This is a genomic window from Pseudomonas sp. GM74, from assembly GCF_000282455.1.
GTDB lineage: Bacteria > Pseudomonadota > Gammaproteobacteria > Pseudomonadales > Pseudomonadaceae > Aquipseudomonas.
This window is the reverse complement of the sequence record NZ_AKJG01000054.1, coordinates 132,652-155,209: the sequence shown is the minus strand read 5'-3', so window position 1 is coordinate 155,209 and position 22,558 is coordinate 132,652. Positions and strand designations below refer to the sequence as shown.

At 59.9% G+C, this 22,558-nt stretch carries 17 protein-coding genes and 1 pseudogene; 8 read left to right on the top strand and 10 right to left on the bottom strand.

Annotation, left to right across the window (positions count from 1 at the left end; all coding sequences use genetic code 11):
- Positions 1-231: 231 nt before the first annotated feature.
- Positions 232-1,908: an MFS transporter gene (locus PMI34_RS14805; protein WP_008049822.1), complete on the top strand. Its 1,677-nt coding sequence runs from the start codon at positions 232-234 to the stop codon at positions 1,906-1,908.
- 133 nt (positions 1,909-2,041) lie between these two features.
- On the opposite strand, the gene PMI34_RS14810 is transcribed toward PMI34_RS14805, so the two are convergent.
- The 4 genes and pseudogenes from PMI34_RS14810 to PMI34_RS29305 all read right to left on the bottom strand — a co-directional run.
- On the bottom strand, positions 2,042-3,358 hold the full coding sequence (locus PMI34_RS14810) for a sensor histidine kinase (protein ID WP_008049821.1): 1,317 nt from the start codon (positions 3,356-3,358) through the stop codon (positions 2,042-2,044).
- Positions 3,355-4,023, bottom strand: a complete 669-nt coding sequence (locus tag PMI34_RS14815) for a response regulator transcription factor (RefSeq protein ID WP_008049820.1) — start codon at positions 4,021-4,023, stop codon at positions 3,355-3,357. The genes PMI34_RS14810 and PMI34_RS14815 overlap by 4 nt, the downstream gene beginning before the upstream one ends.
- A 3-nt stretch (positions 4,024-4,026) precedes the next feature.
- Positions 4,027-4,347: a PepSY domain-containing protein gene (locus PMI34_RS14820; protein WP_008049819.1), complete on the bottom strand. Its 321-nt coding sequence runs from the start codon at positions 4,345-4,347 to the stop codon at positions 4,027-4,029.
- A gap of 23 nt (positions 4,348-4,370) precedes the next feature.
- Positions 4,371-4,493, bottom strand: a pseudogene (locus PMI34_RS29305) (PepSY domain-containing protein); the annotation flags it as partial.
- A 233-nt stretch (positions 4,494-4,726) separates the two neighbouring features.
- Here PMI34_RS29305 and PMI34_RS14825 point away from each other — a divergent pair.
- The 4 genes from PMI34_RS14825 (at position 4,727) to codA (ending at position 8,551) form a co-directional block, all read left to right on the top strand.
- Positions 4,727-5,806 carry a hypothetical protein gene (locus PMI34_RS14825; RefSeq protein ID WP_008049818.1) on the top strand — a complete coding sequence of 360 codons (1,080 nt, stop codon included), beginning with the start codon at positions 4,727-4,729 and terminating at the stop codon, positions 5,804-5,806.
- Between the two features lie 75 nt (positions 5,807-5,881).
- Positions 5,882-6,238, top strand: coding sequence for a 6-carboxytetrahydropterin synthase QueD (gene queD / locus PMI34_RS14830; RefSeq protein ID WP_008049817.1), 357 nt, complete (start codon positions 5,882-5,884; stop codon positions 6,236-6,238).
- A 121-nt stretch (positions 6,239-6,359) separates the two neighbouring features.
- Positions 6,360-7,181, top strand: a complete 822-nt coding sequence (locus tag PMI34_RS14835; protein ID WP_008049816.1) for an alpha/beta fold hydrolase — start codon at positions 6,360-6,362, stop codon at positions 7,179-7,181.
- Between the two features lie 122 nt (positions 7,182-7,303).
- On the top strand, positions 7,304-8,551 hold the full coding sequence (gene codA, locus PMI34_RS14840; RefSeq protein WP_008049815.1) for a cytosine deaminase: 1,248 nt from the start codon (positions 7,304-7,306) through the stop codon (positions 8,549-8,551).
- 131 nt (positions 8,552-8,682) lie between these two features.
- Here the strand turns inward: codA and PMI34_RS14845 are convergent, their stop codons facing one another.
- On the bottom strand, positions 8,683-9,675 hold the full coding sequence (locus PMI34_RS14845) for a diaminopimelate epimerase (protein ID WP_008049814.1): 993 nt from the start codon (positions 9,673-9,675) through the stop codon (positions 8,683-8,685).
- A 165-nt stretch (positions 9,676-9,840) separates the two neighbouring features.
- Here PMI34_RS14845 and PMI34_RS14850 point away from each other — a divergent pair, with 165 nt between their 5' ends.
- Together PMI34_RS14850 and PMI34_RS14855 are read left to right on the top strand one after the other, a co-directional pair.
- Positions 9,841-10,992 (top strand): MFS transporter, encoded by a 1,152-nt coding sequence (locus tag PMI34_RS14850; RefSeq protein WP_008049813.1) that lies wholly within the window; start codon positions 9,841-9,843, stop codon positions 10,990-10,992.
- Positions 10,993-11,139: 147 nt separating this feature from the next.
- Entirely contained in the window at positions 11,140-12,663 is a 1,524-nt protein-coding gene (locus tag PMI34_RS14855) for a trypsin-like serine peptidase (protein ID WP_008049812.1), read from the top strand.
- Between the two features lie 68 nt (positions 12,664-12,731).
- Here the strand turns inward: PMI34_RS14855 and PMI34_RS14860 are convergent, their stop codons facing one another.
- The 3 genes from PMI34_RS14860 to PMI34_RS14870 all read right to left on the bottom strand — a co-directional run bounded on the left by PMI34_RS14860 (position 12,732) and on the right by PMI34_RS14870 (position 16,778).
- On the bottom strand, positions 12,732-15,155 hold the full coding sequence (locus tag PMI34_RS14860) for a TonB-dependent siderophore receptor (RefSeq protein ID WP_008049811.1): 2,424 nt from the start codon (positions 15,153-15,155) through the stop codon (positions 12,732-12,734).
- A gap of 98 nt (positions 15,156-15,253) precedes the next feature.
- Entirely contained in the window at positions 15,254-16,237 is a 984-nt protein-coding gene (locus PMI34_RS14865) for a FecR family protein (RefSeq protein ID WP_008049810.1), read from the bottom strand.
- Positions 16,238-16,277: 40 nt separating this feature from the next.
- A complete protein-coding gene (locus PMI34_RS14870; protein WP_008049809.1) occupies positions 16,278-16,778 on the bottom strand; it encodes a sigma-70 family RNA polymerase sigma factor in 501 nt (166 codons plus the stop codon).
- A gap of 233 nt (positions 16,779-17,011) precedes the next feature.
- Here PMI34_RS14870 and tynA point away from each other — a divergent pair, with 233 nt between their 5' ends.
- Positions 17,012-19,300 (top strand): primary-amine oxidase, encoded by a 2,289-nt coding sequence (gene tynA / locus PMI34_RS14875; protein ID WP_008049808.1) that lies wholly within the window; start codon positions 17,012-17,014, stop codon positions 19,298-19,300.
- Positions 19,301-19,451: 151 nt separating this feature from the next.
- Here tynA and PMI34_RS14880 read toward each other — a convergent pair whose 3' ends face one another.
- Positions 19,452-20,480: an SEL1-like repeat protein gene (locus tag PMI34_RS14880; RefSeq protein WP_008049807.1), complete on the bottom strand. Its 1,029-nt coding sequence runs from the start codon at positions 20,478-20,480 to the stop codon at positions 19,452-19,454.
- 2 nt (positions 20,481-20,482) lie between these two features.
- Positions 20,483-22,441, bottom strand: a complete 1,959-nt coding sequence (locus PMI34_RS14885) for a phospholipase D-like domain-containing protein (RefSeq protein ID WP_008049806.1) — start codon at positions 22,439-22,441, stop codon at positions 20,483-20,485.
- Positions 22,442-22,558: the final 117 nt, after the last annotated feature.

Here is a 22,558-nt window from a genome sequence, read left to right as displayed (position 1 = left end):
ATGTGGGATCGCCGCACCGCCGCTCCCACATTTATTTCTGCGTGCTGCTCAATAAATGATGGCGAGTGGATATCTGCCGGACCTTGATTATGCTTCATGGAACCTTGCAGCATTTTCTGGCGTCAACCTGAATGCAAGCCACGTAATCCGATGACTTCAGCCCCAGGGCCTGGGTACGGTAAGTGTTGGTGGGAACTCCGGCCTACAACAAGAGCAAGACGGAGAATACTCATGGCAGCAATCGACAATGCAACCACGGGCAGCACGCCCAACCGCGGGCTCACCAGGGAGGAGCGCAAGGTCATCTTCGCCTCGTCCCTGGGCACCGTGTTCGAATGGTATGACTTCTACCTGTACGGCTCCCTCGCGGCGATCATCGCCAAGCACTTCTTCGCCGGTGTCAACGAAACGACCTCCTTCATTTTCGCCCTGCTCGCCTTCGCCGCCGGCTTCGCCGTGCGCCCATTCGGCGCTATCGTGTTCGGCCGGTTGGGCGACATGATCGGGCGCAAGCATACGTTCCTCATCACCATCGTGATCATGGGTATTTCCACGGCCGTGGTGGGTTTGCTGCCCGGCTATGCGACCATCGGTGTCGTCGCGCCGATCATCCTGATCAGCCTGCGCCTGTTGCAAGGCCTGGCGCTGGGGGGTGAGTACGGCGGCGCAGCGACCTACGTGGCCGAACATGCTCCCAAGGGCAAACGCGGCTTCTTCACCTCGTGGATCCAGACCACAGCCACCCTCGGCCTGTTTCTTTCACTGCTGGTGATCCTCGCCTGCCGTACCGCCCTGGGCACCGAAGCCTTCGAGGCCTGGGGCTGGCGGATTCCGTTCCTGCTGTCGATCCTGCTGCTGATCGTCTCGGTGTACATCCGCCTGCAGCTCAGCGAGTCGCCGGTGTTCCAGAAAATGAAAGCCGAAGGCAAATCCTCCAAGGCACCGTTGACCGAATCCTTCGCCCGTTGGGACAACCTCAAGATCGTGATCATGGCCCTGCTCGGCGGTACCGCCGGTCAGGCGGTGGTCTGGTACACCGGGCAATTCTATGCGCTGTTCTTCCTGCTGCAGACACTGAAGATCGAACCGCAGACCGCCAACCTGCTGATCGCCGGCTCGCTGCTGATCGGCACGCCGTTCTTCGTCATTTTCGGCAGCCTGTCCGACCGTATCGGGCGCAAGGGCATCATCATGGCCGGCTGCATTATCGCAGCACTGACTTACTTCCCGATTTTCCATGCGCTGACCCAGTACGGTAACCCCGACGTGTTCATTGCCCAGGAGAAGAATCCGGTCACGGTCGTTGCCAATCCCGCCCAGTGCTCGTTCCAGTTCGACCCGGTGGGCAAGGCCAAATTCACCAGTTCCTGTGACCTGGCCAAGACCGTGCTGGCCAAAAAGGCCATCCCCTACAAGAACGTGGACGCCGAGCCGGGCGCCGTTGCGCAGGTGCGCATTGGCGATAAAGTGATCGAGAGCTTCGAGGGCACCGGCATGCCGGCCGCCGATTTCAAGGCCAAAAACGACGCCTTTGCCGCCACCCTCGCCACCGCCCTCAAGGACGCCGGCTACCCGGAAAAGGCCGACCCGGCCAAGACCAACTATCCGATGGTGTTGCTACTGCTGACGATACTGGTGATCTACGTGACCATGGTCTACGGACCGATTGCCGCCTGGCTGGTGGAACTGTTCCCGGCGCGCATCCGCTACACCTCGATGTCGCTGCCCTATCACATCGGCAATGGCTGGTTCGGTGGTTTCCTGCCGACCGTGGCGTTCGCCATGGTGGCGGCCACGGGGGATATCTACTACGGGCTGTGGTATCCGATCGTCATCGCGGTGATGACAGCGGTGCTGGGCATTTTCTTCATGCCGGAAACCAAGGATCGGGAGATTCATCACACCTGAAGCTTGCCAGCCAATCAGTGCCCCCCTGTGGGAGCGGGCTTGCTCGCGATAGCGGCGGTACAGTCAATGATGATTTTGAATGTGCCGGCCTCATCGCGGGCAAGCCCGCTCCCACAGATTTCCCGGCGTGGCCTCAGGTGTGTCTGGGTAATTCGATGACAACCTTCAGCCCGCCCCACTCGCTTTCCAGCAACGACAGTTGGCCGCCCCAGCTATCGACGATATCGCGCACGATACCCAGTCCCAGGCCATGCCCATGGGTTTGTTCATCCAGCCGCGTTCCCCGGCTGAACACCTGATCACGAAGCTCGTCGGGAATGCCCGGGCCATCATCTTCCACGCTGAGTTCAAAGCCCTGCGCAGTCTCGGCCACACTCAGGCGAACCTCGGCATCCGCCCATTTGCAGGCGTTATCCAGCAGGTTGCCCAACAATTCCAACAGGTCCTCACGATCCCAGGGCAATTGCAGGCCGGTGGGTGCGCGGTAGCTCAGCGCCAGGTGTTCGCCATGGATCATGTTCAGGGTGGCCAGCAAGCCGGGGAGCTCGGCATCGCAATCAAACAGAGCGCCCGGCAACGCATCACCGGACAACCGCGCACGATTGAGTTCCCGATTGAGCCGCTGCTGGACTTGTTCCAGTTGCTCCTTGAGGACTTTGCGCAGTTGCGGGTGCGCGTCGAGTTGCTCGCTTGAAGCCAGGCTCAACAGCACTGCCAGCGGGGTTTTCAAGGCGTGGCCGAGATTGCCCAGGGCATTGCGTGAGCGCTTGAGGCTGTCCTCGGTGTGGGCCAGCAGATGGTTGATCTGCGCCACCAGTGGCTCCAGTTCCACCGGCACCTGATCGTCGAGTTGCGAGCGTTGGCCCTGTTGCAACTGCGCGATCTGCTCACGGGCCTGTTCCAGCGGACGCAAGGCCCGGCGCACGGTAATCCGTTGCAGCAGCAGAATCAGCAGCAGCGCTGTCAAACCGAGGCCGAACCCGAGCTGTTGCATGCGCCGGAAGCTTTCGCGTATCGGCGTGTAGTCCTCGGCGACGCTGATGGAGATCGGCACCCCCGAACGTCGATAGTCCGTGCGCAGCACCAGCAACTGTTGCCCTTCCGGCCCCAGTTGCAGGTTGCCATGCAGGCCGGGGTGATCGAGCACCGGCAATTCCTGATCCCACAAGGAACGGGAACGCCAATGGCCGTCGGTGAAATCGACACGGAAATAATGCCCGGAGAACGGCCGCTGATAGGCCGGTGACAGGCGTCGCTCATCCAGTTGCAAGCCCTGCGGCCCGCGCACCAGCGCCGCCAGCAGGTTCTCGCTGTCATTGCGCAACCCGGCTTCGAGGTAGCGCTGCAACCCCATTTCGAACAGCCACAGGCTGGTTTGCGTCAACACCAGGCCGACGACCACCATCACGCTGATCAGGCCCAGGCTCAAGCGGCGCTGGATCGATCTCACCGGGCTTGCCCGCCGAACAGGTAACCCTGGCCCCGACGGGTTTCAATCACACTTTTGCCGAGCTTGCGGCGCAAGTGATTGACGTGGACTTCCAGCACATTGGAATCGCGCTCGGTTTCACCATCGTAGAGGTGCTCGGCAAGGTGGCCTTTGGAGAGGATCTGCTCGGGGTGCAGCATGAAATAACGCAACAGGCGAAACTCCGCGGCGGTCAGTTGAATGTCCGCACCGTCGCGCACAACGCATTGGCGACCTTCGTCCAGATGCAGCCCGGCGGCCTTGAGCGTTGGCTGGTTGGCCTGGCCATGGGAACGGCGCAGCAACGCCTGAATGCGCAAAAACAGCTCTTCGGGATGGAATGGCTTGGTCAGGTAATCGTCGGCGCCGGCCTTGAGGCCTTCAATGCGTTCGGCCCAGGAATCCCGGGCCGTCAGGATCAGCACCGGCGTGGCCAGACCCGCCGCGCGCCATTGGGCCAGCACCTCAAGCCCCGGCACGCCGGGAAGTCCCAGGTCGAGGATGATCAGGTCGTAAGGTTCGGTACTGCCCTGATGCACCGCGTCGCGACCGTCCGCCAGCCAATCCACCGCATAACCCTGGCGATTGAGACCGGCCAGCAGTTCGTCGGCCAGGGGCACATGGTCTTCCACCAGGAGCAAACGCATGGATCAGTCTTCCTTGTCTTTCAATAATCGGCCGTCAGTCGCATCGATGTGCAGCTCACGGACCACGCCTTCGGGGGTCAGCAACTCGACATCATAAAGGTAGATGTCGTGCTTCTCTTCGAGTTCGGCTTCCAGCAGTTTTGCGCCGGGGTAGCGATCCATCGCTTGCTGCAGCAGTTGCTCCAGCGGCAGGATCACGCCCTGTTGACGCAGGCGCAGGGCTTCATCCTGATCCAGGTCGCGGGCCGCCGCTAACGAGCAAAATGCCAGAAGCAGCAGCGCCATCCTGCGTGCGGCACATCGATTGAGTAGAAACACCTTCATTACCAATCCTGATGATCCTTGAGTCACAGCCCGCTGACCGGGTCTAATTCCAGAGCCCGGTCGATACCCTGCTGCCGATCACCGGGATACCTGGCCAGTGCCAGTGGTGTGAGCTTCTCGAAAGCCACAATGGTACCAGCGTTGCGTCGGGGGTCCAGGCGAGCCACTTTAACCCGCTGAACTTAATTGAAACTGAATTGCCATCATTGCTGAGCATTACGCAAAACCTGTGGGAGCGGGCTTGCCCGCGATAGCGGTGTATCTGCTACATCAATGCCGGATGTGCAGACGCCATCGCGGGCAAGCCCGCTCCCACAGGTTGCTCGTATACATGAAGTACACGTTTTATAATCCTCGCTTGCCACACTTCGAGCCCCCAATGACCGCCATCCACATCAAGTTCCCTTCCCTGACCCTCAAGGCCGGTCCGCGTGCCTTTGCGCGTATCCGGGACAACGGCTTGAGCGCCGCCGACGTCGGCACCTTGCCGGGCGCGGCTGGCGGGCCGAAGGCACTGGGGATACAGGGTCTGGACCTGGCGCTGTTCGGCGAGTGGCTGCCGGCGGCACCGCGGGAACGCTCGCTGATTGGCGCATCGGTGGGTTCCTGGCGCTTCGCCAGCGCCTGCCTGCCGGACGCCGCCGAGGGCATCCGGCGTCTGGGGCGGCTGTACACCGAGCAACACTTCGCCAAGGGCGTGACCATGGCGCAGATCAGCCAGAGCTCACAGCGCATGCTCAATGAGCTGCTCGATGGTCGCGACGCCTCGATCCTCAGTAACAGCGACTACCGCCTGAACATCATGGTGGTCAAAAGCCACGGCCTGCTGGCCGACGATCATCGCGGCCGTCTGGGGCTGGGCCTGTCATCGGTCATCGCCGACAACCTGTGTGCCCGGGCACGGCTGGCACGGCACTTCGAACGCCTGATCATCCACGACCCGCGCCTGGCGCCGCCGGTCAATGCCTTGACTGACTTCCCGTCGCGCTTCGTCGCCCTCAATGCCGGCAATTTGCGCCAGGCCCTGCTGGCTTCGGGCTCGATCCCGATGGTGATGGAAGGCGTGCGCGACCTGCCGGGCGCCGGCGCCGGGACCTTCCGCGACGGCGGCCTGCTGGATTACCACCTGGACCTGCCCTACAGCGGCAACGACATCGTGCTTTACCCGCACTTCACCGACCGGGTGATCCCCGGCTGGTTCGACAAGACTCTGCCATGGCGCCGCGCCTGCCCGGCTCGCTTGCACAACGTGCTGTTGCTGGCGCCGTCGAAGGAATACCTGGCGCGCCTGCCCTACGGCAAACTGCCGGACCGTAACGACTTCAAGCGCTTCATGGGCGACGCCCCGAGCCGGCAGAAATACTGGCGCACGACCATGGACGAAAGCCGCCGCCTGGGGGACGAATTCCTCGAACTGGCCGCCAACGGTCGCCTCGGCGAGCGCTTGCTGACCCTTTAGTCAGGACAAACTGGTAAACTCGCCGCCTGCCCGAATCGCTGCGGCGAACGCCACCTGAACAGAGCTGAAAACACTGTGGAAATTTTCAAGGAATTTACTTTCGAATCCGCCCACCGCCTGCCCCACGTACCAGACGGCCACAAGTGCGGGCGCCTGCACGGTCACTCGTTCAAAGTGGCCATCCACCTGAGCGGCGACCTCGACCCGCATACTGGCTGGATCCGCGACTTCTCGGAAATCAAGGCGATCTTCAAGCCGCTGTACGAGCGCCTGGACCACAACTACCTGAACGACATTCCCGGCCTGGAAAACCCGACCAGCGAAGTGCTGGCCAAGTTTATCTGGCAGGAAATGAAGCCTCTGCTGCCGGAGCTGAGCGCAATCCGTATCCACGAGACCTGCACCAGCGGTTGCATCTATCGCGGCGAATAATCTTCAGACAACACCGCTCCCACAAGGGAATGCGTTTCGTCAGTGACATGAAAAACAGCCTTCATCGGCTGTTTTTTATGCCTATGCTTTTTGCCTCTTCCCCCGCCAAGAGGACAAGCCCATGACTGACTGGCCTCTGGATCAGGTCTTCGACTTCAACGGACATAAAGTGCGCTACGCCATGCGCGGCGACGGCCCGCCGCTGGTGTTCGTGCATGGCACACCGTTTTCTTCCTTTGTGTGGCACCGGATCGCGCCGTATTTCACGGCGACTCACCGCGTCTACTACTTCGATCTGCTGGGTTATGGTCAGTCGGCACAACCCGACGACGACGTCTCGCTCGGCGTGCAAAACCGGTTGTTGGCGCAGTTGCTGGAGCATTGGCGCCTGGACCGCCCCGACGTGGTGGCCCACGACTTTGGCGGCGCCACCGCCCTGCGCACGCACCTGCTCGATGGCAAGGATTACCGCAGCCTGACGCTGATCGATCCGGTGGCGCTCACGCCCTGGGGTTCGCCGTTCGTGCAGCATGTGCGTCAACATGAAGCTGCGTTCAGCGGACTGCCCGATTACATCCAGCGCGCCATCGTGCCGACCTACATTCGCGGGGCCATCCAGCGCAAGATTCCCGACGCCGAACTCGCCCCCTACGCTCAGCCATGGCTGGGGGAGCCGGGGCAAGCGGCGTTCTACCGGCAGATCGCGCAGATGGACGAGCGTTATACCCGCGAGGCCGAAGGCCTGTACCCGACGATTCGCTGCCCGGTGCAGATTCTCTGGGGTGAAGACGACCAGTGGATTCCCATCGAACGCGGGCAGGCGCTGCATCGGATGATTCCCGGATCGCAGTTTTATCCGATACCCAACGCCGGCCATCTGGTTCAGGAAGACGCGCCCGAAGCCATAGTCGCGGCGCTGCTACGGTTTTTGCCCCTGCCGTAATATTCCTGAACAAACCCGCTCCCACATTTGGATTGTGCTGATCAATGTCACTGGCGGGATTCGCCACAGGCGAGCTAACGTAAGGATATTGCCTAATACGATTCGCCAAAAGGATCTGCCCGATGCACATCATCAACGCCCGTCTGCGCAATCAGGAAGGCCTGCATGAGTTGAACCTGGAAAACGGCCTGATCAGCAGCATCGGCCGCCAGATCGAAGCCCCGACCCTGGGTCCTGACGATCTGGATGCTGGCGGCAACCTGGTGGTGCCGCCCTTTGTCGAGCCGCACATCCACCTCGACGCCACCCTGACCGCCGGCGAGCCGCGCTGGAACATGAGTGGCACGCTGTTCGAAGGCATCGAGTGCTGGGGCGAACGCAAGGCGACCATCACCCAGGAAGACACCAAGGCCCGGGCGAAAAAAACCATCCAGGCCCTCGCCGCCCACGGTATCCAGCATGTGCGCACCCACGTCGACGTCACCGACCCGCAACTGACCGCGCTCAAGGCGATGCTCGAAGTGCGCGAGGAAAGCCGGCACCTGGTCGACCTGCAAATCGTCGCCTTTCCCCAGGAAGGCATCGAGTCCTACCGCAATGGTCGCGAATTGATGGAAGAAGCCATCCGCATGGGCGCCGACGTGGTGGGCGGCATTCCGCATTTCGAATACACCCGCGATCAGGGCGTCAGCTCGGTGAAGTTCCTCATGGACCTGGCCGAACGCAGCGGTTGCCTGGTGGACGTGCATTGCGACGAAACCGACGACCCGCATTCACGCTTTCTCGAAGTACTGGCCGAAGAGGCCCGCAGCCGCGACATGGGTTCGCGGGTCACGGCCAGCCACACCACGGCCATGGGTTCCTACGACAACGCCTACTGCGCCAAACTGTTTCGCTTGCTCGGGCATTCGGGGATCAGCTTTGTCTCCTGTCCCACCGAAAGCATCCACCTGCAGGGGCGTTTCGACAGTTTCCCGAAACGCCGGGGCGTGACCCGGGTCAACGAGCTGCTGGAGGCGGGCATGAACGTGTGCTTCGGTCAGGACTCCATCGTCGATCCGTGGTATCCGTTGGGCAACGGCAACATTCTGCGGGTGCTCGAAGCCGGCCTGCACATCTGCCACATGCTCGGTTATCGCAACCTGCAAAGTGCACTGGACCTGGTGACGGACAATAGCGCCAAAGCCATGAACCTTGGCGATCGCTACGGCCTGGAACGCGGGCGGCCGGCGAACCTGCTGATTCTGTCGGCGGAAAATGATTACGAGGTGATCCGCAGCCAGGGGTTGCCGCTGTACTCGGTGCGCGATGGCAAGGTGTTGATGAAGCGGACGATGCCGGTGGTGGAGTTCAGTGGTGATTTGAGCTGAGATTTTCTGCTGAATGTGATGGCCTCTTCGCGGGCAAGCCCGCTCCCACACTGGATCTTTGTCGTACACAGACTCAGTGTTCACTGAAGATCACTGTGGGAGCGGGCTTGCCCGCGAAGGCTATTTTGAAGTCAATCGATCAACCGAGCCGTACCAAAAAGGCTGACCCGACTCAACTCCCCCCGCTCCTCCTCCAGCAAGATCGGCGCCGTGCCACCCGGCATCGTCACCTTCACTTCCCCGGCCCTGACCCAACCCACATGCCACGCCGCGCACGCCACCGCGCTGGCACTGGTCCCCGACGACGCCGTCGGTCCCTCGCCCCGCTCGAACACCCGCGCAGCGATATGCCCTTCGGACAAGCGCATCGCCCATTGCAGATTGATCCCCGCCGGACAAGGTTTGCCTGCACCGACCGGCATGGCGTAGGCGATTCGCATCAACCCGCCACCCAGCGCCGGTTCTCGCATCTGCTCATTGCTCGGCAGATCGTCGACGTTTTCGACAAGCGTCACGCAATGGGGATTACCGACCCGCGCGAACTGGCTGCGCGACCATGCGCCATTGAGTGCCGACAATTGCTCGACGTGGCTGAGTTCGCGGCCATTCAACAGCGCTGTTTCAACCCCCACGGCACTGACCGCCGAAGGCCCGAACCCAGGCTGGCCCAGATCAAGCCAGAAACCCTTTGCGTCCTCGACTTGTGCGGTCCTCACTGAAGTCTGTCCCGGTGAGGGCGTGTCGGATTTGTCGTGGTGAACCCTGAGCAGACAGGCTTCGTCGCGGGGTAAAAGCCCTTGGTCGTTCAACGCCTGGGAAAAAATCGTCAGACCATTGCCGCTGCGTTCGGCCAGGGTGCCGTCGGTGTTGACGATCAACAGATCAAAGGGGGGCGAGGATTGAAAGGGGCCGACCAGCAAACCGTCGCTGCGATGCTCCTTGCTGCCGGACGGTTGCGTGCCGGGAGCCCAGCTACAGCAAGCCTCGATGGCGGCCAGCGCCCAGGCTTGGAGTGTTTGCGCTGCCTGGCTGGCCTGTTTGGGCAGGTCAATGCCTTGGCTACGCAGTTCTTCGGGGGCTACCACGATATAGATATTGCCCCGTGCATCGTACCTCTGCGCCATGGCGCCCTCCGCGTGTCATTGGAATGGCTCAACATATCGCGAAAAACACCGGCGCTGTGTAACGATGTCGCGCTGATTGCTCCGCAAACTTTCCGGGCACCGATCGAACCCTCGCCGGTCGATCACTGTCCGTTGAGGACGTGACGTTTTTTGCCAGGGATTGATATGACCAGCCTCAACAACCAAACCACCTTCGTTCCCGGCCACCTGGAGCAAATGTCCACGCGCATCGCCTTTTTTATCGCCGGGTTCGGTATCGCCGCGTGGGCACCGCTGGTGCCTTATGCCAAGGCCCGGGCCGAACTGAGTGAAGGCACCCTGGGCCTGTTGCTGTTGTGTCTGGGGACAGGCTCGATCCTGGCGATGCCGTTGGCCGGGATCCTGGCCACGCGCTTCGGCTGCCGGCGGGTGACGACTGGCGGAACGTTGCTGATCTGTGCCGCCCTGCCGCTGCTGGCGACGGTGTCGTCGATTCCGGCCTTGATCGCGGCGCTGTTTATGTTCGGCGCGGGTCTCGGCACGGTGGATTCGACGGTCAACCTGCAAGCGGTGATCGTCGAGCGCGCCAGCGGCAAAAACATGATGTCGGGTTTCCATGGCCTGTTCAGCCTGGGTGGGATTGTCGGGGCGGCGGGCGTCAGCGGGTTGCTTGGCCTGGGTATTTCTCCACTGGGGGCCACACTGGTGGTGATCGTGATGCTGCTGATCGCGCTTGCCCGGGCCGTGCCGCATCTGTTGCCCTACGGCAGTGAGCGTTCGGGGCCGGCGTTCGCGGTGCCCCATGGCATTGTCCTGTTCATTGGCGGGATGTGCTTCATCGTGTTTCTCGCCGAAGGCGCGGCACTGGACTGGAGCGCGGTGTTCCTGGCGCAGGAACGTGGCATCGACACGGCATATGCGGGGCTCGGTTATGCGGCGTTTGCCTTGACCATGACGGCCGGGCGTTTGACCGGCGACAAAATCGTAGGGCGGCTGGGCGCGACACGGGTGATTGTGTTCGGTGGGCTGACGGCCGCTTCAGGATTGTTTCTGGCAACGTTCGCGCCGGGTTGGGAAGCCGCGCTATTGGGGTATGCGCTGCTGGGTGCCGGTTGCTCGAACATTGTGCCGGTGTTGTACACCGCGGTGGGCAAACAGACCGTCATGCCCGAAAGCATCGCCGTGCCGGCCATTACCACCCTGGGTTATGCCGGCATCCTGGCAGGCCCTGCCGTCATCGGCTTCATCGCCCATGGCAGCAGCTTGAGTTTCGCCTTTGCCTTGATGGCGCTGTTGCTGGTGGCGGTGGCGATTGGCGGGAAGGTGTTGAAGGTCTGAAAGAATCAGATTCAGTCTGGCTTATGCCCATCCAGCCTGGTCAGTTAATCGACCAACGGCATCGAATACTGTCATTTATGACAGTAGACAGTAGAGACACTCTTAACTGACCCTTAAGTTTCAATACTTCAGATCAGGATGCGAGTCATGGAATGTTCATTGTTTGCGAAACTGAGTCCCCTTTTTTTTATAACCTTAGTGAGCTTGAACCCTTCTACAGCTGTGGCTGTTGGCAAACAGCAGGATTGGGGAGAAGGAACTCCCAATTTCTCTACCGCAGAGCCTTTGAATAATAGTGACGGGAAATACGATCACTGGCAGTCAATCGGGCGAGTTGAAATTCAAAATGGCATGACCTGCTCGGGCACTTTGATCGACACGCGCGGCAGAGCCAATGACATGGACGGACCCGCTTATGTGCTGACATCTGGACATTGCAACAATCTGAATCCGGATGTGGTTCTTGTAAACGCAGACGCAAGCGGTAGTGTCATCTTCAACTACTTTCGGGATACTGCCGATGACCCCAAGTCTTATCCCGTCACCAAAATAAACTGGAGCACCATTCGCGGGCAGGATATTTCAATCGTTCAACTCGACCGGACGATCGGTCAACTGATAAGTGACGGTGTTCAACCATTGAAATTGGCAAGCGCTCTGCCAACAGAGGCTGACATTTTGATTATTGGAGCACCTATGGAAGGCCACGTTCAAAGAATGGCCTGCCCCCGGGAACATTCGGCAGGCGTCATTGAAGGCTTATGGGCATGGCAGAATCAAGTCAGTAATCGATGTCTTGATGTTGTGTCCGGTATTTCAGGCTCACCGGTACTGGGACGCTACAACAATGAAGTACTTGCTGTGGTCGGTACGACAACACGAGGAAGCGGGCAGTCGCGATGCAACAGTGGCGCGCCCTGTGAAGTGGTGAATGGTCAAGTAAGCAAGTCGTTGAACACAAATTACACCACGCCAACAGTCGGTTTGCAGGCGTGCTTTAAAGACGGCCTGTTTAATCGCAACAACGGACAATGCTCCTTGGGCCCGGCGTTCACTTTCTCCAATACCACGGCTTTGGACTGGCACAAACTTGAACGTGACCATTCCGGACAAGTTATCCCATGGCTATGGGTTCAGTCCTTTGGGGTGGATCGTCCTTACTTCCGTTACAAATTCACAAGAACGCTGGCTGAATGTGGTGTACCCGGCGGTTATAGCAAGGTATTCGTCAGCAATTCAAACGGCCAGAATGAAGTGCGTCGAGAACTTGTCGATGGCGCAGGAATGTACTTGCTATGCGTTATGGGACAGAAGCAAAAAATTGGCCCACCTGGTCAGTGGGACGCGCGCAATGCCAGAATTTACTGGCGGTGGATGCTAGAAGGGCCGAACAAGCTCGCCCCTATTTACTCCATCTCCAAAAACCAGGGGCTACCGAATGAGTACTCAGTCCGAACGTTTCCGGTCACTCCCGATCTGGACGCCTATAAGTACCAATACAAGGCGGGTAAAGAGGTTGACTGCCTGGACGAAAATAATTACGTACGCGTACCTCCTTCGATCGGAGTCTTCGAAATTGATACCAACGAAGGTACGGTGAAGGTTTGTCTCAAAACAACCGATTTGGCCGGCAATCCTTCCCCCATCGCCGACTTCCAGGTCCCGGAATAAAAAAGACGTATGTTCCCGCAGGTCGAAAAGGTTCTGCGGGAACGACCGGGCTATGGATTGTCGTACTATCAGAACCCGACACTGGCCTGCACAAAGAACGTGCGCGGCGCACCGACGTACATGCCCGAGTTGTTGTCGCTGGAGCGGGTGAAGTACTGCTTGTCGAAGATGTTCTTCACCCCCGCCCCCAGTTTCAGGTTCGACACCTGCGGGCCGAAGTCATAGCCGCCACGCACGTTCCAGGTCACGTAACCCGGGATATCACCGAACTGGCCGTCGGCGGTGCCTTCGGTGATGTAGTTGCCGTTGAAGCTGCCATCGGCGTTCACGCCGGTGCCCGGCGAACGCTGCTTGGACTGGGCGAACGCATCGACGTTGTAAGTCCAGCGGTTGATGTCGTAGCGCAGGCCGGCAGTGGCCACCTGACGGGAGTAGAACGGCAGGTCACGGCCCTTGAAGCCCGGGATCTCACCCTCGTAGGTGGCTCGGGTGTAGGTGAAACCGGCGTTGGCGGTCAGGCCTTCAAGGCGTGGATCCAGCGCGGCCAGATCGTAATGCACCGAGGTTTCGATGCCCTGGTGCTTGGTCGCGCCGAGGTTGGTCCAGCCCACATCGTTGCTGATGTATTGCAGTTCGTCGTCGAAGTCGATGTAGAACAGCGTCACCTCGCCGCCCCACACGTCATCGTTGTAGCGCGTACCGATTTCGTAGGTCTTGGCCTTTTCCGGCTCCAGGCCGTTGGCAGGCTCATTACCGATACCGCCCTGCCCCAGCTGGAAATATTGCAGCGCGCCGAACGAGGTTTCGTAGTTGGCGAACAGTTTCCAGGCCTCGGACATGTGATACATCACGCTCAGGGCCGGCAGCGGCTCGTTGCTCTCGATGCTGCGTTTTTTCTCCGGCACCCGTTTACCGGCAGTATCGAGCACCGGGCGATCGTGCCAATCGGTGCTGATGTGCTCGAAGCGAATACCCGGGGTAACGGTCCAGTTGCCAACGTCGATCTTGTTGTCGACGTAGACCGAATTGGCCTCGGTGCCACCGGTGCGGTCCTGATAGACATGACCGTCCGACCCAGGACGCACGACCGGCTCGTTGTTGACCAGCGCCACACGACTGGCCTCTTCGTGCATGGCCTCTTTCAGGTAGCGATAACCGACACTGACTTCCTGGGTGGTCGGGCCCACATCAAACACATGGGACACCCGTGGTTCGATACCGTAGGTGTAGTAGCTGCGCGGATAGGAATTGAGTGTCTTCAGGTCACGGGAGGCAATGGTGCTGCCACGGAAACTGTCGGTGTAGTAGGTCAGTACTTCGGCCTGGGTGCGATCGTCGATCTGCCGCACCCACTTGAACGACACATCCTTGCGGCGACCGCTGAAGTTGTCGTGGTCGCGCACCGACTGGAACGGGTCGGCGTCGTACTGCGCCTGGGTCAGGCCGCCTGGCATGTCGGCCTTGGCGTCGTAGTAGTGGAAGTTGAGGCTGAAATCGTCGACATCGGTCGGCGCCCAATGGGTCTTGAGGATCACGTCGTCGATGTCGTTGCCGTTGTTGCTTTCACGGTAACCGTTGCCGTTCACCCCGGAGTACAACAGCGCCACGCCCATGCCGTTGTCGGCGGTGCCGCCCACGAACGCGGTGTCGATGTGCTTCCAGCCACCGTGCTGGGAGGTTTCCAGGGTGGTGCCGATTTCCGCCGAAGCTTTTTCCGGGATCGCGCGGGTCACGAAGTTGATCACGCCGCCGACGTTTTGTGGTCCGTAACGCACGGAGCCGGCACCGCGTACCACGTCGATGCTGTCGAGGTTGCCGGAGGAAATCGGTGCCATGGACAGTTGCGGCTGGCCGTAGGGCGCGAACGCCGCCGGGATGCCGTCGATCAGCACGGTAGAGCGAGGCGACAGGCGCGAAGTCAGGCCGCGCACGCCGACGTTAAGGGAAATGTCGCTGCCGCCGGTGCCGTTGGCGTCCTGCACCTGCACGCCAGGAACGCGTTTCAACACCTCGCCGACGTTCATCGCGCCCTGCTCGACCATGGCTTCGCGGCGCACCACCGTGCGTGCGCCAGGGTGGTTCTGCACCAAGGCGGCATCGGCGTCATCGAGCCAGTCGCCCACCACCTTGATGTCGGTCACGCCCAGTTCCAGCGGGCCGTTGGCCGCCGAAGTCGGCGCCGGCATCAACGTCACCGAACCTTCATCGATCTGGTATTGCAGGCCGCTGCCTTGCAGCAACTGGCGCAGTGCGTCTTCCGGGGAAATATTGCCGTCCACCGCCGGAGCCTGTTTACCGGCGACCAGCTCAGGGCTGAAGAACACCTGAAGCGAGGTTTGCTGGCCCAACTGGCTCAAGGCTTGTCCCAAGGGTTGCGCCGGGATGCGGATGCCGTCGGCGGCAAAGGCCTGGGGCAGTGCAACGTTGACCGCCAGGGCGAGAGCCAGCGGCAACCAGGGGAATTTGTTGTTTTTAGCGGTGGAGTTTTTCACGTCGAACGTAATCCTGTGGATCGCAAGAGTGTGCGTTTGTTAATGCAAACCAGTTGCAGTTGAACAGGAAGACGATGAACTCGAAAAAAACCTGAATTTTATTTTGAAATGATTTCCTGGCTGCCATCGCCAAGGGTGCGCACGGCCACCGGCAGGATGCTCGGCAAGGCCTTGAGCAGTGCGTCGGTGTTGTCGGACTTGAACACGCTGGTCAGGCGCAGATCGCCCACCGCTGCGCTGGCGACCTTGAGCGGTTTCTCCCGATAGCGCGAGACCTGCTCGGCGACATCGGCCAGGCTGGCGTTGTTGAACACCAGTTTGCCGTTGCGCCAGGCGGTCATTTCCGCCGGGTTGACGGCGTAGGCGGCCGCGACCTTGCCCTGGGCATCGACGTGAGTGCCAAGGCCTGCCGTCAGATTGATGAAATCGTTTTCGGCGGCATCGCGCCCCTGAACCCTGACGGTGCCCTGCTCCACCACCACCCGGGTTTCGCTGGTGCCATGACGTACGTCGAATCGGGTGCCGGTGACCGTGACCTTGCCGCTGCCCGCCGCGACCACGAAAGGCCGACTGGTGTCGTACTCGATGCTGAACATCGCTTCGCCTTCGGTCAGCTCAACATTGCGCTGCCCCTTTTCAAAGCGCACCTGGATCCGGCTGCGGCTGTCCAGATCGACCACCGAGCCATCGGGCAACGCCACTTGGCGTCGCTCATTCAGGGCCGTTGAAAACCCGGCGGTGTAAGGCGCCGGATGATTCAGGCCGCTGAACAAACCCAGGCCAAGCGCCACCGCGAGCACGCTGGCGGCGACCGCGTAACGCAGCACGGGACGAGGTTTTTTCAGGGCTGGCGGGGTTTCACACAAGGCACGCAAACGCGCGGCCGGCACCAGGTCGGCGGCGCTCCACAAGCCCTGGAGCACTTCGAATTCGCTTCGGTGCTGAGGGTGCTGGTCCAGCCAGGCCTGGAACCGGCGACGCACTTCGACATCGGCAACAGGCTCCTGTAAACGCACAAACCACCGCGCCGCGTCATCGCGAACCGCTGATTGCCCGCACGCACAATCACGAGTATCCATCATGGAAGTTCCTGTTTGGCTGGGGAGGAGAAGCCGCGACCGGTCATGACTGCAACCCGTCCAGGCGATCACGCAGGTGCCGAAGCGTGCGGATCATATACTTTTCCACCATGTTCTTGGACAGTCCCAGGCGTTCGGCGATTTCGGCCTGGGTCAGGCCCTCGATTTTCTGCCAGACAAACACCTTGCGGCAGTTGACCGGCAGCTCGGTGAGCGCCCGTTCGATGGAATCGGCCAACTGGATCGCGTGCATGAAATGCTCCGGGTCGCCGGTCGGCGACTCACTGAGATCGATCGCCTCTGACTCCATGGCGCCCCGCCGGTCCTCACGCCGATAACCATCCACGGCAATGTTGCGCGCGGTCTGGTGCAAATACGCCCGGGGCTGCTGCACCGCCGCCGAATCGGACTCAAGCACCCGCACGAAGGTGTCGTGGGCCAGGTCCTCGGCCTGCTGACGATTTCTCAGGCGACGGGTCCAGGTGCCAACCAACTCTTCGTAATGCTCGAAAAAGCCGTGTCTGCGGGGCAGCTTGAGGGTCATTGCGGTGTGCTGTGGAAACGGGGGCGTGAATAGTAATGCTTCCTATTAACCTGAAGCAATGACTGCGCCCCAATGGACGAGTACTTTGTCCGCTTGCCAATGTGCCTTCCGTCAGGAAAGCTGGATCGCGGCACAGAGCCAAAGAAATCTGGCAGGCATTCAAAAGCATCCATTGACGGGTTGTAACAAAGTGCAGGAATGCCCGTACCAGGCTTTTCCCCAGGAATTCACCCATGTTCAGCCCCAAAGCATCGCCCAAGAGAACACCGCTTGCCCGCCTGGCCCTGGCCATTACCTTAAGCACCCTCGGTCTGCCTTTCTGGGCGGGCAATGCCCAGGCCCACGGCGGTCACGCCGAAATGGTGCCGCTGCAAGCGGGTCTTGAGGAATTTGGCGCCACGGTGAAATGGGACGATTACGCCAATCTGTTCACCATTGCCAAGGACGGGGTCTATCTCAAGGTCAAGCCCGACAGCAAAGTGGCGATGCTCAACGGCAAGCGTATCGAGCTGACGGTGCCGGTGGTGTTCAAGGACCATACGGCGTTCATGTCCAAGGACTTTATCAACCAGGTGTTCCAGTCCGGGCTGGACAAGACCTTCGTCGTCGAGACCCGCCCCAACCCGCTCAACCCCCTGAGCGCTGCCGAAATCACCACGGCCGTGGACATCGTCAGGAAATCGGAAAACTACAAACCCGGTTTCCGTTTCACCGAAGTCTCGGTCAAGGCGCCGCCCAAGGATCAGGTGTGGAACTTCGCCCTCACCGGGCAGAACGTCGCCCAGCCGCGCGAGGCCTCGATCGTGGTACTTGACGGCAAACACGTGATCGAAGCGCTGGTGGATCTCGACACTAAAACACTCAAGTCCTGGAAGCCGATCGAAGGCGCCCACGGCATGGTCTTGCTGGACGATTTCGCCACGGTGCAAACCGCCGTCGAGACCAGCCCGGAATACGCCCAGGCCCTGGCCAAGCGCGGCATCAACGACGTGAAGAAGGTCGTGGCTACGCCGTTGACCGTCGGTTACTTCGACGGCAAGGACGGCCTGGCGCAGGACAAGCGCCTGCTGAAAATCGTCAGCTACCTCAACACCGGTGACGGCAACTACTGGGCGCACCCGATCGAGGGCCTGGTGGCGATTGTCGACCTGGAACAGAAGAAGCTGATCAAGATCGAAGACGAAGCGCTCATTCCGGTGCCGATGAAGCCGACGCCGTATGACGGGCGCGGACGCCAGGGCGTCGCAGTCAAGCCGCTGGAGATCATCGAGCCCGAGGGCAAGAACTACACCATCAGCGGCAACAGCATTCACTGGCAGAACTGGGACTTCCATGTTCGCCTTGACTCGCGGGTCGGCCCGATCCTGTCCACCGTCACCTACGACGACAAGGGCAAGAAACGCAAGATCATGTACGAAGGCTCGCTGGGCGGCATGATCGTGCCTTACGGCGACCCGGACATCGGCTGGTACTTCAAGGCCTACCTCGATTCCGGCGACTATGGCATGGGCACCCTGACTTCGCCGATTGCCCGTGGCAAGGACGCCCCTCAAAACGCCGTGCTGCTGGACGCGACCATCGCCGACTACACCGGTGCACCGACGGCAATCCCCCGCGCCATGGCGGTGTTCGAGCGCTACGCCGGCCCCGAATACAAACACCAGGAAATGGGCCAGCCCAACCTCAGCACCGAGCGTCGTGAATTGGTGGTGCGCTGGATCAGCACCGTCGGCAACTACGACTACATCTTCGACTGGGTCTTCCAGCAGAACGGCACCCTCGGCATCGACGCCGGCGCCACCGGCATCGAAGCGGTCAAGGGCGTGAAGTCCAAAACCATGCACGAAGACACCGCCAGGGAAGACACGCGCTACGGCACCCTGCTGGACCACAACATCGTCGGCACCACACACCAGCACATCTACAACTTCCGCCTCGACATGGACGTGGACGGCGAGCAGAACTCACTGGTGGAAGTGAACCCGGTGGTGCTGCCCAACGACCGTGGCGGCCCGCGCACCAGCACCATGCAAACCGAAACCAAAGTGGTCGGCACCGAGCAACAGGCAGCGCAAAAATTCGACCCGTCGACCGTGCGCCTGCTGACCAACTTCAGCAAGGAGAACAAGGTCGGCAACCCGGTTTCCTATCAACTGATTCCGTACGCCGGCGGCACCCACCCGGTGGCCAAGGGCGCCAACTTCGGCAAGGACGAATGGCTTTACCACCGCCTGAGTTTCATGGACAAGCAACTGTGGGTGACCCAATACAACCCCGAGGAAAAATACCCGGAAGGCAAGTACCCGAACCGCTCGGACAAGGACTCGGGCCTGGGGCAGTTCACCCAGGACAACCACTCCATCGAGAACACCGACGACGTGGTCTGGCTGACCACCGGCACCACCCACATCGCCCGTGCCGAGGAATGGCCGATCATGCCGACCGAGTGGGTGCATGTGCTGTTGAAGCCGTGGAATTTCTTCGATGAAACGCCGACGTTGAACCCGAGCGCACCGAAGTAAACGGTTAACACAATACCTGTAGGAGCGGGCTTGCTCGCGAAGATCTCAAAGACACCGCGTTTCTCCAGAATTCGCGCGTTATCGTTGACGACCATCGCGAGAAAGCTCGCTCCTCCAGAATCCCAGCTGGTACTCAGCGCGCCGGTAATTGTCATTGATGTTTTGACAGGGGCAGGCCGGTTTCCGGATCGAGGCCTTTTTCCTCACTGAGTTCGCGAATCATCTCCTCCGAAGGTTTCTCCGGAGGTGGTGTGGAGTCCCTTTTTTTCAGCCATTCGAAGGTGCCGTCCCAGTCCGGGAGTTTGGCGGGGGGGAGCGGGACGATGCTGTCGATGTCGGGGACCTTGGCACCAAGGTCTTCATAGCGGTCGAGGAACTCCTCGATTATTGCGTAGCGTCGGGAGCGCTCTGGATCCTCAGCCAGCGCAAAATAATACAACCGGTCTTTTGGATCTGGTGTTGCAAACCCTCCACTCAAGAACCCGGCACTATTACTACTGCCATTTCGGGTGCCTGACTGAAAACCCTCAATAGCTTCAGGATAGGAGTGCCGCACCTTTAAAAACATTCCGTAATGGTAAGCGCTCTGCGCATGCCCCTGATTCATGGCGCAACGACGCATATCAAGAACTACTTGTTTCGCAGACGTAATCCCTTCAAGCAACTTCGACACGTAAAACTGCGCATCGGGGTTACCCAAGTCCGCAGCTCTTCGAAAATATGCATGTGCTCGACTGGTATCCTGTTTGACCCCATATCCAATCTCCAGGTAATGCCCCATATCGTAGTAGCCGCCTGGAACACCTGCCGAAATGAGCGACTCGACGATATCGATGACTTCCTTGCCAGGCTCATCACTTTTAATCATGCCTTGTGATATCAACGTATGCAGATTGGTGCCAGCCTTGTAGCTGCCCGCTGCGTAACCTAATCGATAAAATCTGGCAATCTGTTGATAGTCCTTTTGCGCAACCCCTGAATCAAGGAATCGTGCATAGTTATAAAGGCTCTGAGCACTTTCACTAACAGGCGGCAGGCGTTCTGATTCTTTAACACAGGTAAACTGCAATTTACCCAAGGCATAGGCCATATGATCATCTGTGATATCCAAACCTTCCTCCTTTTTACACCCTTCAAGACCCACCAATAAAAAAGCCAAAAACACAACCCTGAAAAACATTATCAATCCTTGTAAGTTCGACTAGGGCTTTCCCTTCTGAACTCAGTCAGAGAGCTCATCGGAGACTCTAAATTTTCGCTATTGCTGCGATTTGCAGCGTTGTAACCCGCGATCCTAGTCCAAGTATTAAAAGCAGCTCTAATATCATCCCCCGCCCCCTGCTCATCCGTATGTATCCCCCACAACTGCTTCCTCAAAGGCTTGGCAACCGCCGGATCTTCAACACAGATATTCAACTCACTGTCGACTTCCATGCTTCGCGTATTGATGTTGGCCGACCCCAAAGTGGTGAAAACGTCATCAATAATCATCAACTTGCTGTGGATATACACATCCAGCCAGTTGCCGGGTGGTGAGTCCGGAGCGACCAGGGTGCATACCACGACCTTCAGGCCCGGAATCTCTTCGGGCAGCACGGGCTTGGCGTCTTCCTGAGGAAGGCTGGCCACCAATTCCTCGTAATGTTGCTGCGCCGCTTTCAGTCGAGCCTCGATGGGTTCGTAGGCCCGACTGACCCATTCGCCGTGAATATGGCCATAACCGCGGTTGAACAAGGTGGATTCGCGCTGGGCGTCGAGGACCTTCTGCCTGGCTTGAGCGACTTGTTCCTGAAGTTCATCGCGGCGCTCCAGCCGGGAGACCTCGGGGATGACATCCGGACGCCCCAGCTGCCTGAGCATCCGGTAGGTGTTGACCGTGCCATCGCCCATGCCTTCATTGGAGGAGTTGGTCACGACAAACAGATAGATCGGGCCGTGCACGGCCGTGTTTCGACCCCAGGCCACCTGGACCGCTGCAGCTTTTTTGATTTCCTCGGCCAAGGGTGGCCAACGGAAGTACTGGTTCTCCAGATACAAAAACTGCGTCGCATTCCTTACCGCTTGCAGGTAGTTCGCCTTGATGTCTTGCCGACCTTCCTGAAACTGCGTTCGCAAGACCTGCGCCATCATTCGCGGGCCGAACCCCGCCCGTGGCCTGAGCGCGCTGGCAATGGCCTTTCTCGGAGTCAGCAGATCGATACCTGTTTCATGCAACCAGGCCTGGGCGAAATTGTGGTTGAGGTACTCAAGGACCGGGCCGGTCACACGACTGGAAATGTCCTGGCGCGGGGTTTCGCCATTGCGCCCCGTTTGTGCGTGCATCTTTGCGGCGCTGTGATCGTTCTTGTCCCAGTAGGCATCCAGCATGTTATGCCCCATGACAAAGCCGACGGCGGTATCGGGCGTTTCGTAATCGACGAGCACCATCTTCTGATGGTGTGTCGGGATCATGGACATCGCACCGGCGGTGGCCGCTTTGTTGAATCTCGAACGCTGGCCGTCTGCGCTGTTCAACGCAACCTGCCAGGCAATTTCCACGCGGTCCGTCAGGTTCAGGTCCCGCGCGACGAACTCGATGTTCTCGAACGCTTCCTTGCCAAAGCTGAAGGCCTTGGCCAGCCAATCGCCCCTCGCGCGGGAGAGGGCCCCCAGTGGCGTATGGCTTTCGAACCAGGAGCGTCGCTTGACGTCGGTCTTCGTCGCCCGGCGATACCATTCCCAGTCGAACTCGCGCTGGGCATCGTTACGACCACCTGACATGAACGAGGCCAGGTTGCGGCCCGGTGTCATGTTTTCAGCGAATGCCGCCGTCAGGTGCAGACTATCGGACCAGCACAATATGCGTACCTTGACACCTTTAGCCGCCACCATGCCCAGCAGTTGGCCGATGCACAGCGAACTGGTGTCCCCGCGCTTGAAGTACATCGATGGCTGAAAGCCCCAGCAGATGATTTCCACGCTGCTTTTGGCCGCCAGGATGGCGTCATAGACCGCGCCGAATGCGCGCTCGCCGTTAACCAGCGGTTCGAAGGTAGCGGGTACCGGGTCGTATTCGGTGCGCTGCACGAACCACGGCAGGTTGAGTTGGCAGGAGTTGGTTTTGCTGGTGGCGATCGGGACGATGATCGTGGGAGTGGCCATCTTCAAGCCTCCGATTTTTTTTTGGGGGGGGGGAAGTAGGGTATTGGCCGCCCGCAAGCCCGAACCGGGCAGCCATTGTGCTGAAGCGAATCTGTCAATCGAGGTCCAAGGCAGGCA

Coding starts and splice junctions, on each gene's coding strand:
- PMI34_RS14865 (WP_008049810.1), bottom strand. CDS start 16,237: ATGATGGATACTCGTGATTGTGCGTGCGGGCAATCAGCGGTTCGCGAT.
- codA (WP_008049815.1), top strand. CDS start 7,304: ATGCACATCATCAACGCCCGTCTGCGCAATCAGGAAGGCCTGCATGAG.
- PMI34_RS14815 (WP_008049820.1), bottom strand. CDS start 4,023: ATGCGTTTGCTCCTGGTGGAAGACCATGTGCCCCTGGCCGACGAACTG.
- PMI34_RS14885 (WP_008049806.1), bottom strand. CDS start 22,441: ATGGCCACTCCCACGATCATCGTCCCGATCGCCACCAGCAAAACCAAC.
- PMI34_RS14850 (WP_008049813.1), top strand. CDS start 9,841: ATGACCAGCCTCAACAACCAAACCACCTTCGTTCCCGGCCACCTGGAG.
- PMI34_RS14835 (WP_008049816.1), top strand. CDS start 6,360: ATGACTGACTGGCCTCTGGATCAGGTCTTCGACTTCAACGGACATAAA.
- PMI34_RS14805 (WP_008049822.1), top strand. CDS start 232: ATGGCAGCAATCGACAATGCAACCACGGGCAGCACGCCCAACCGCGGG.
- PMI34_RS14820 (WP_008049819.1), bottom strand. CDS start 4,347: ATGAAGGTGTTTCTACTCAATCGATGTGCCGCACGCAGGATGGCGCTG.
- PMI34_RS14825 (WP_008049818.1), top strand. CDS start 4,727: ATGACCGCCATCCACATCAAGTTCCCTTCCCTGACCCTCAAGGCCGGT.
- PMI34_RS14870 (WP_008049809.1), bottom strand. CDS start 16,778: ATGACCCTCAAGCTGCCCCGCAGACACGGCTTTTTCGAGCATTACGAA.
- PMI34_RS14855 (WP_008049812.1), top strand. CDS start 11,140: ATGGAATGTTCATTGTTTGCGAAACTGAGTCCCCTTTTTTTTATAACC.
- PMI34_RS14880 (WP_008049807.1), bottom strand. CDS start 20,480: ATGTTTTTCAGGGTTGTGTTTTTGGCTTTTTTATTGGTGGGTCTTGAA.
- tynA (WP_008049808.1), top strand. CDS start 17,012: ATGTTCAGCCCCAAAGCATCGCCCAAGAGAACACCGCTTGCCCGCCTG.
- PMI34_RS14845 (WP_008049814.1), bottom strand. CDS start 9,675: ATGGCGCAGAGGTACGATGCACGGGGCAATATCTATATCGTGGTAGCC.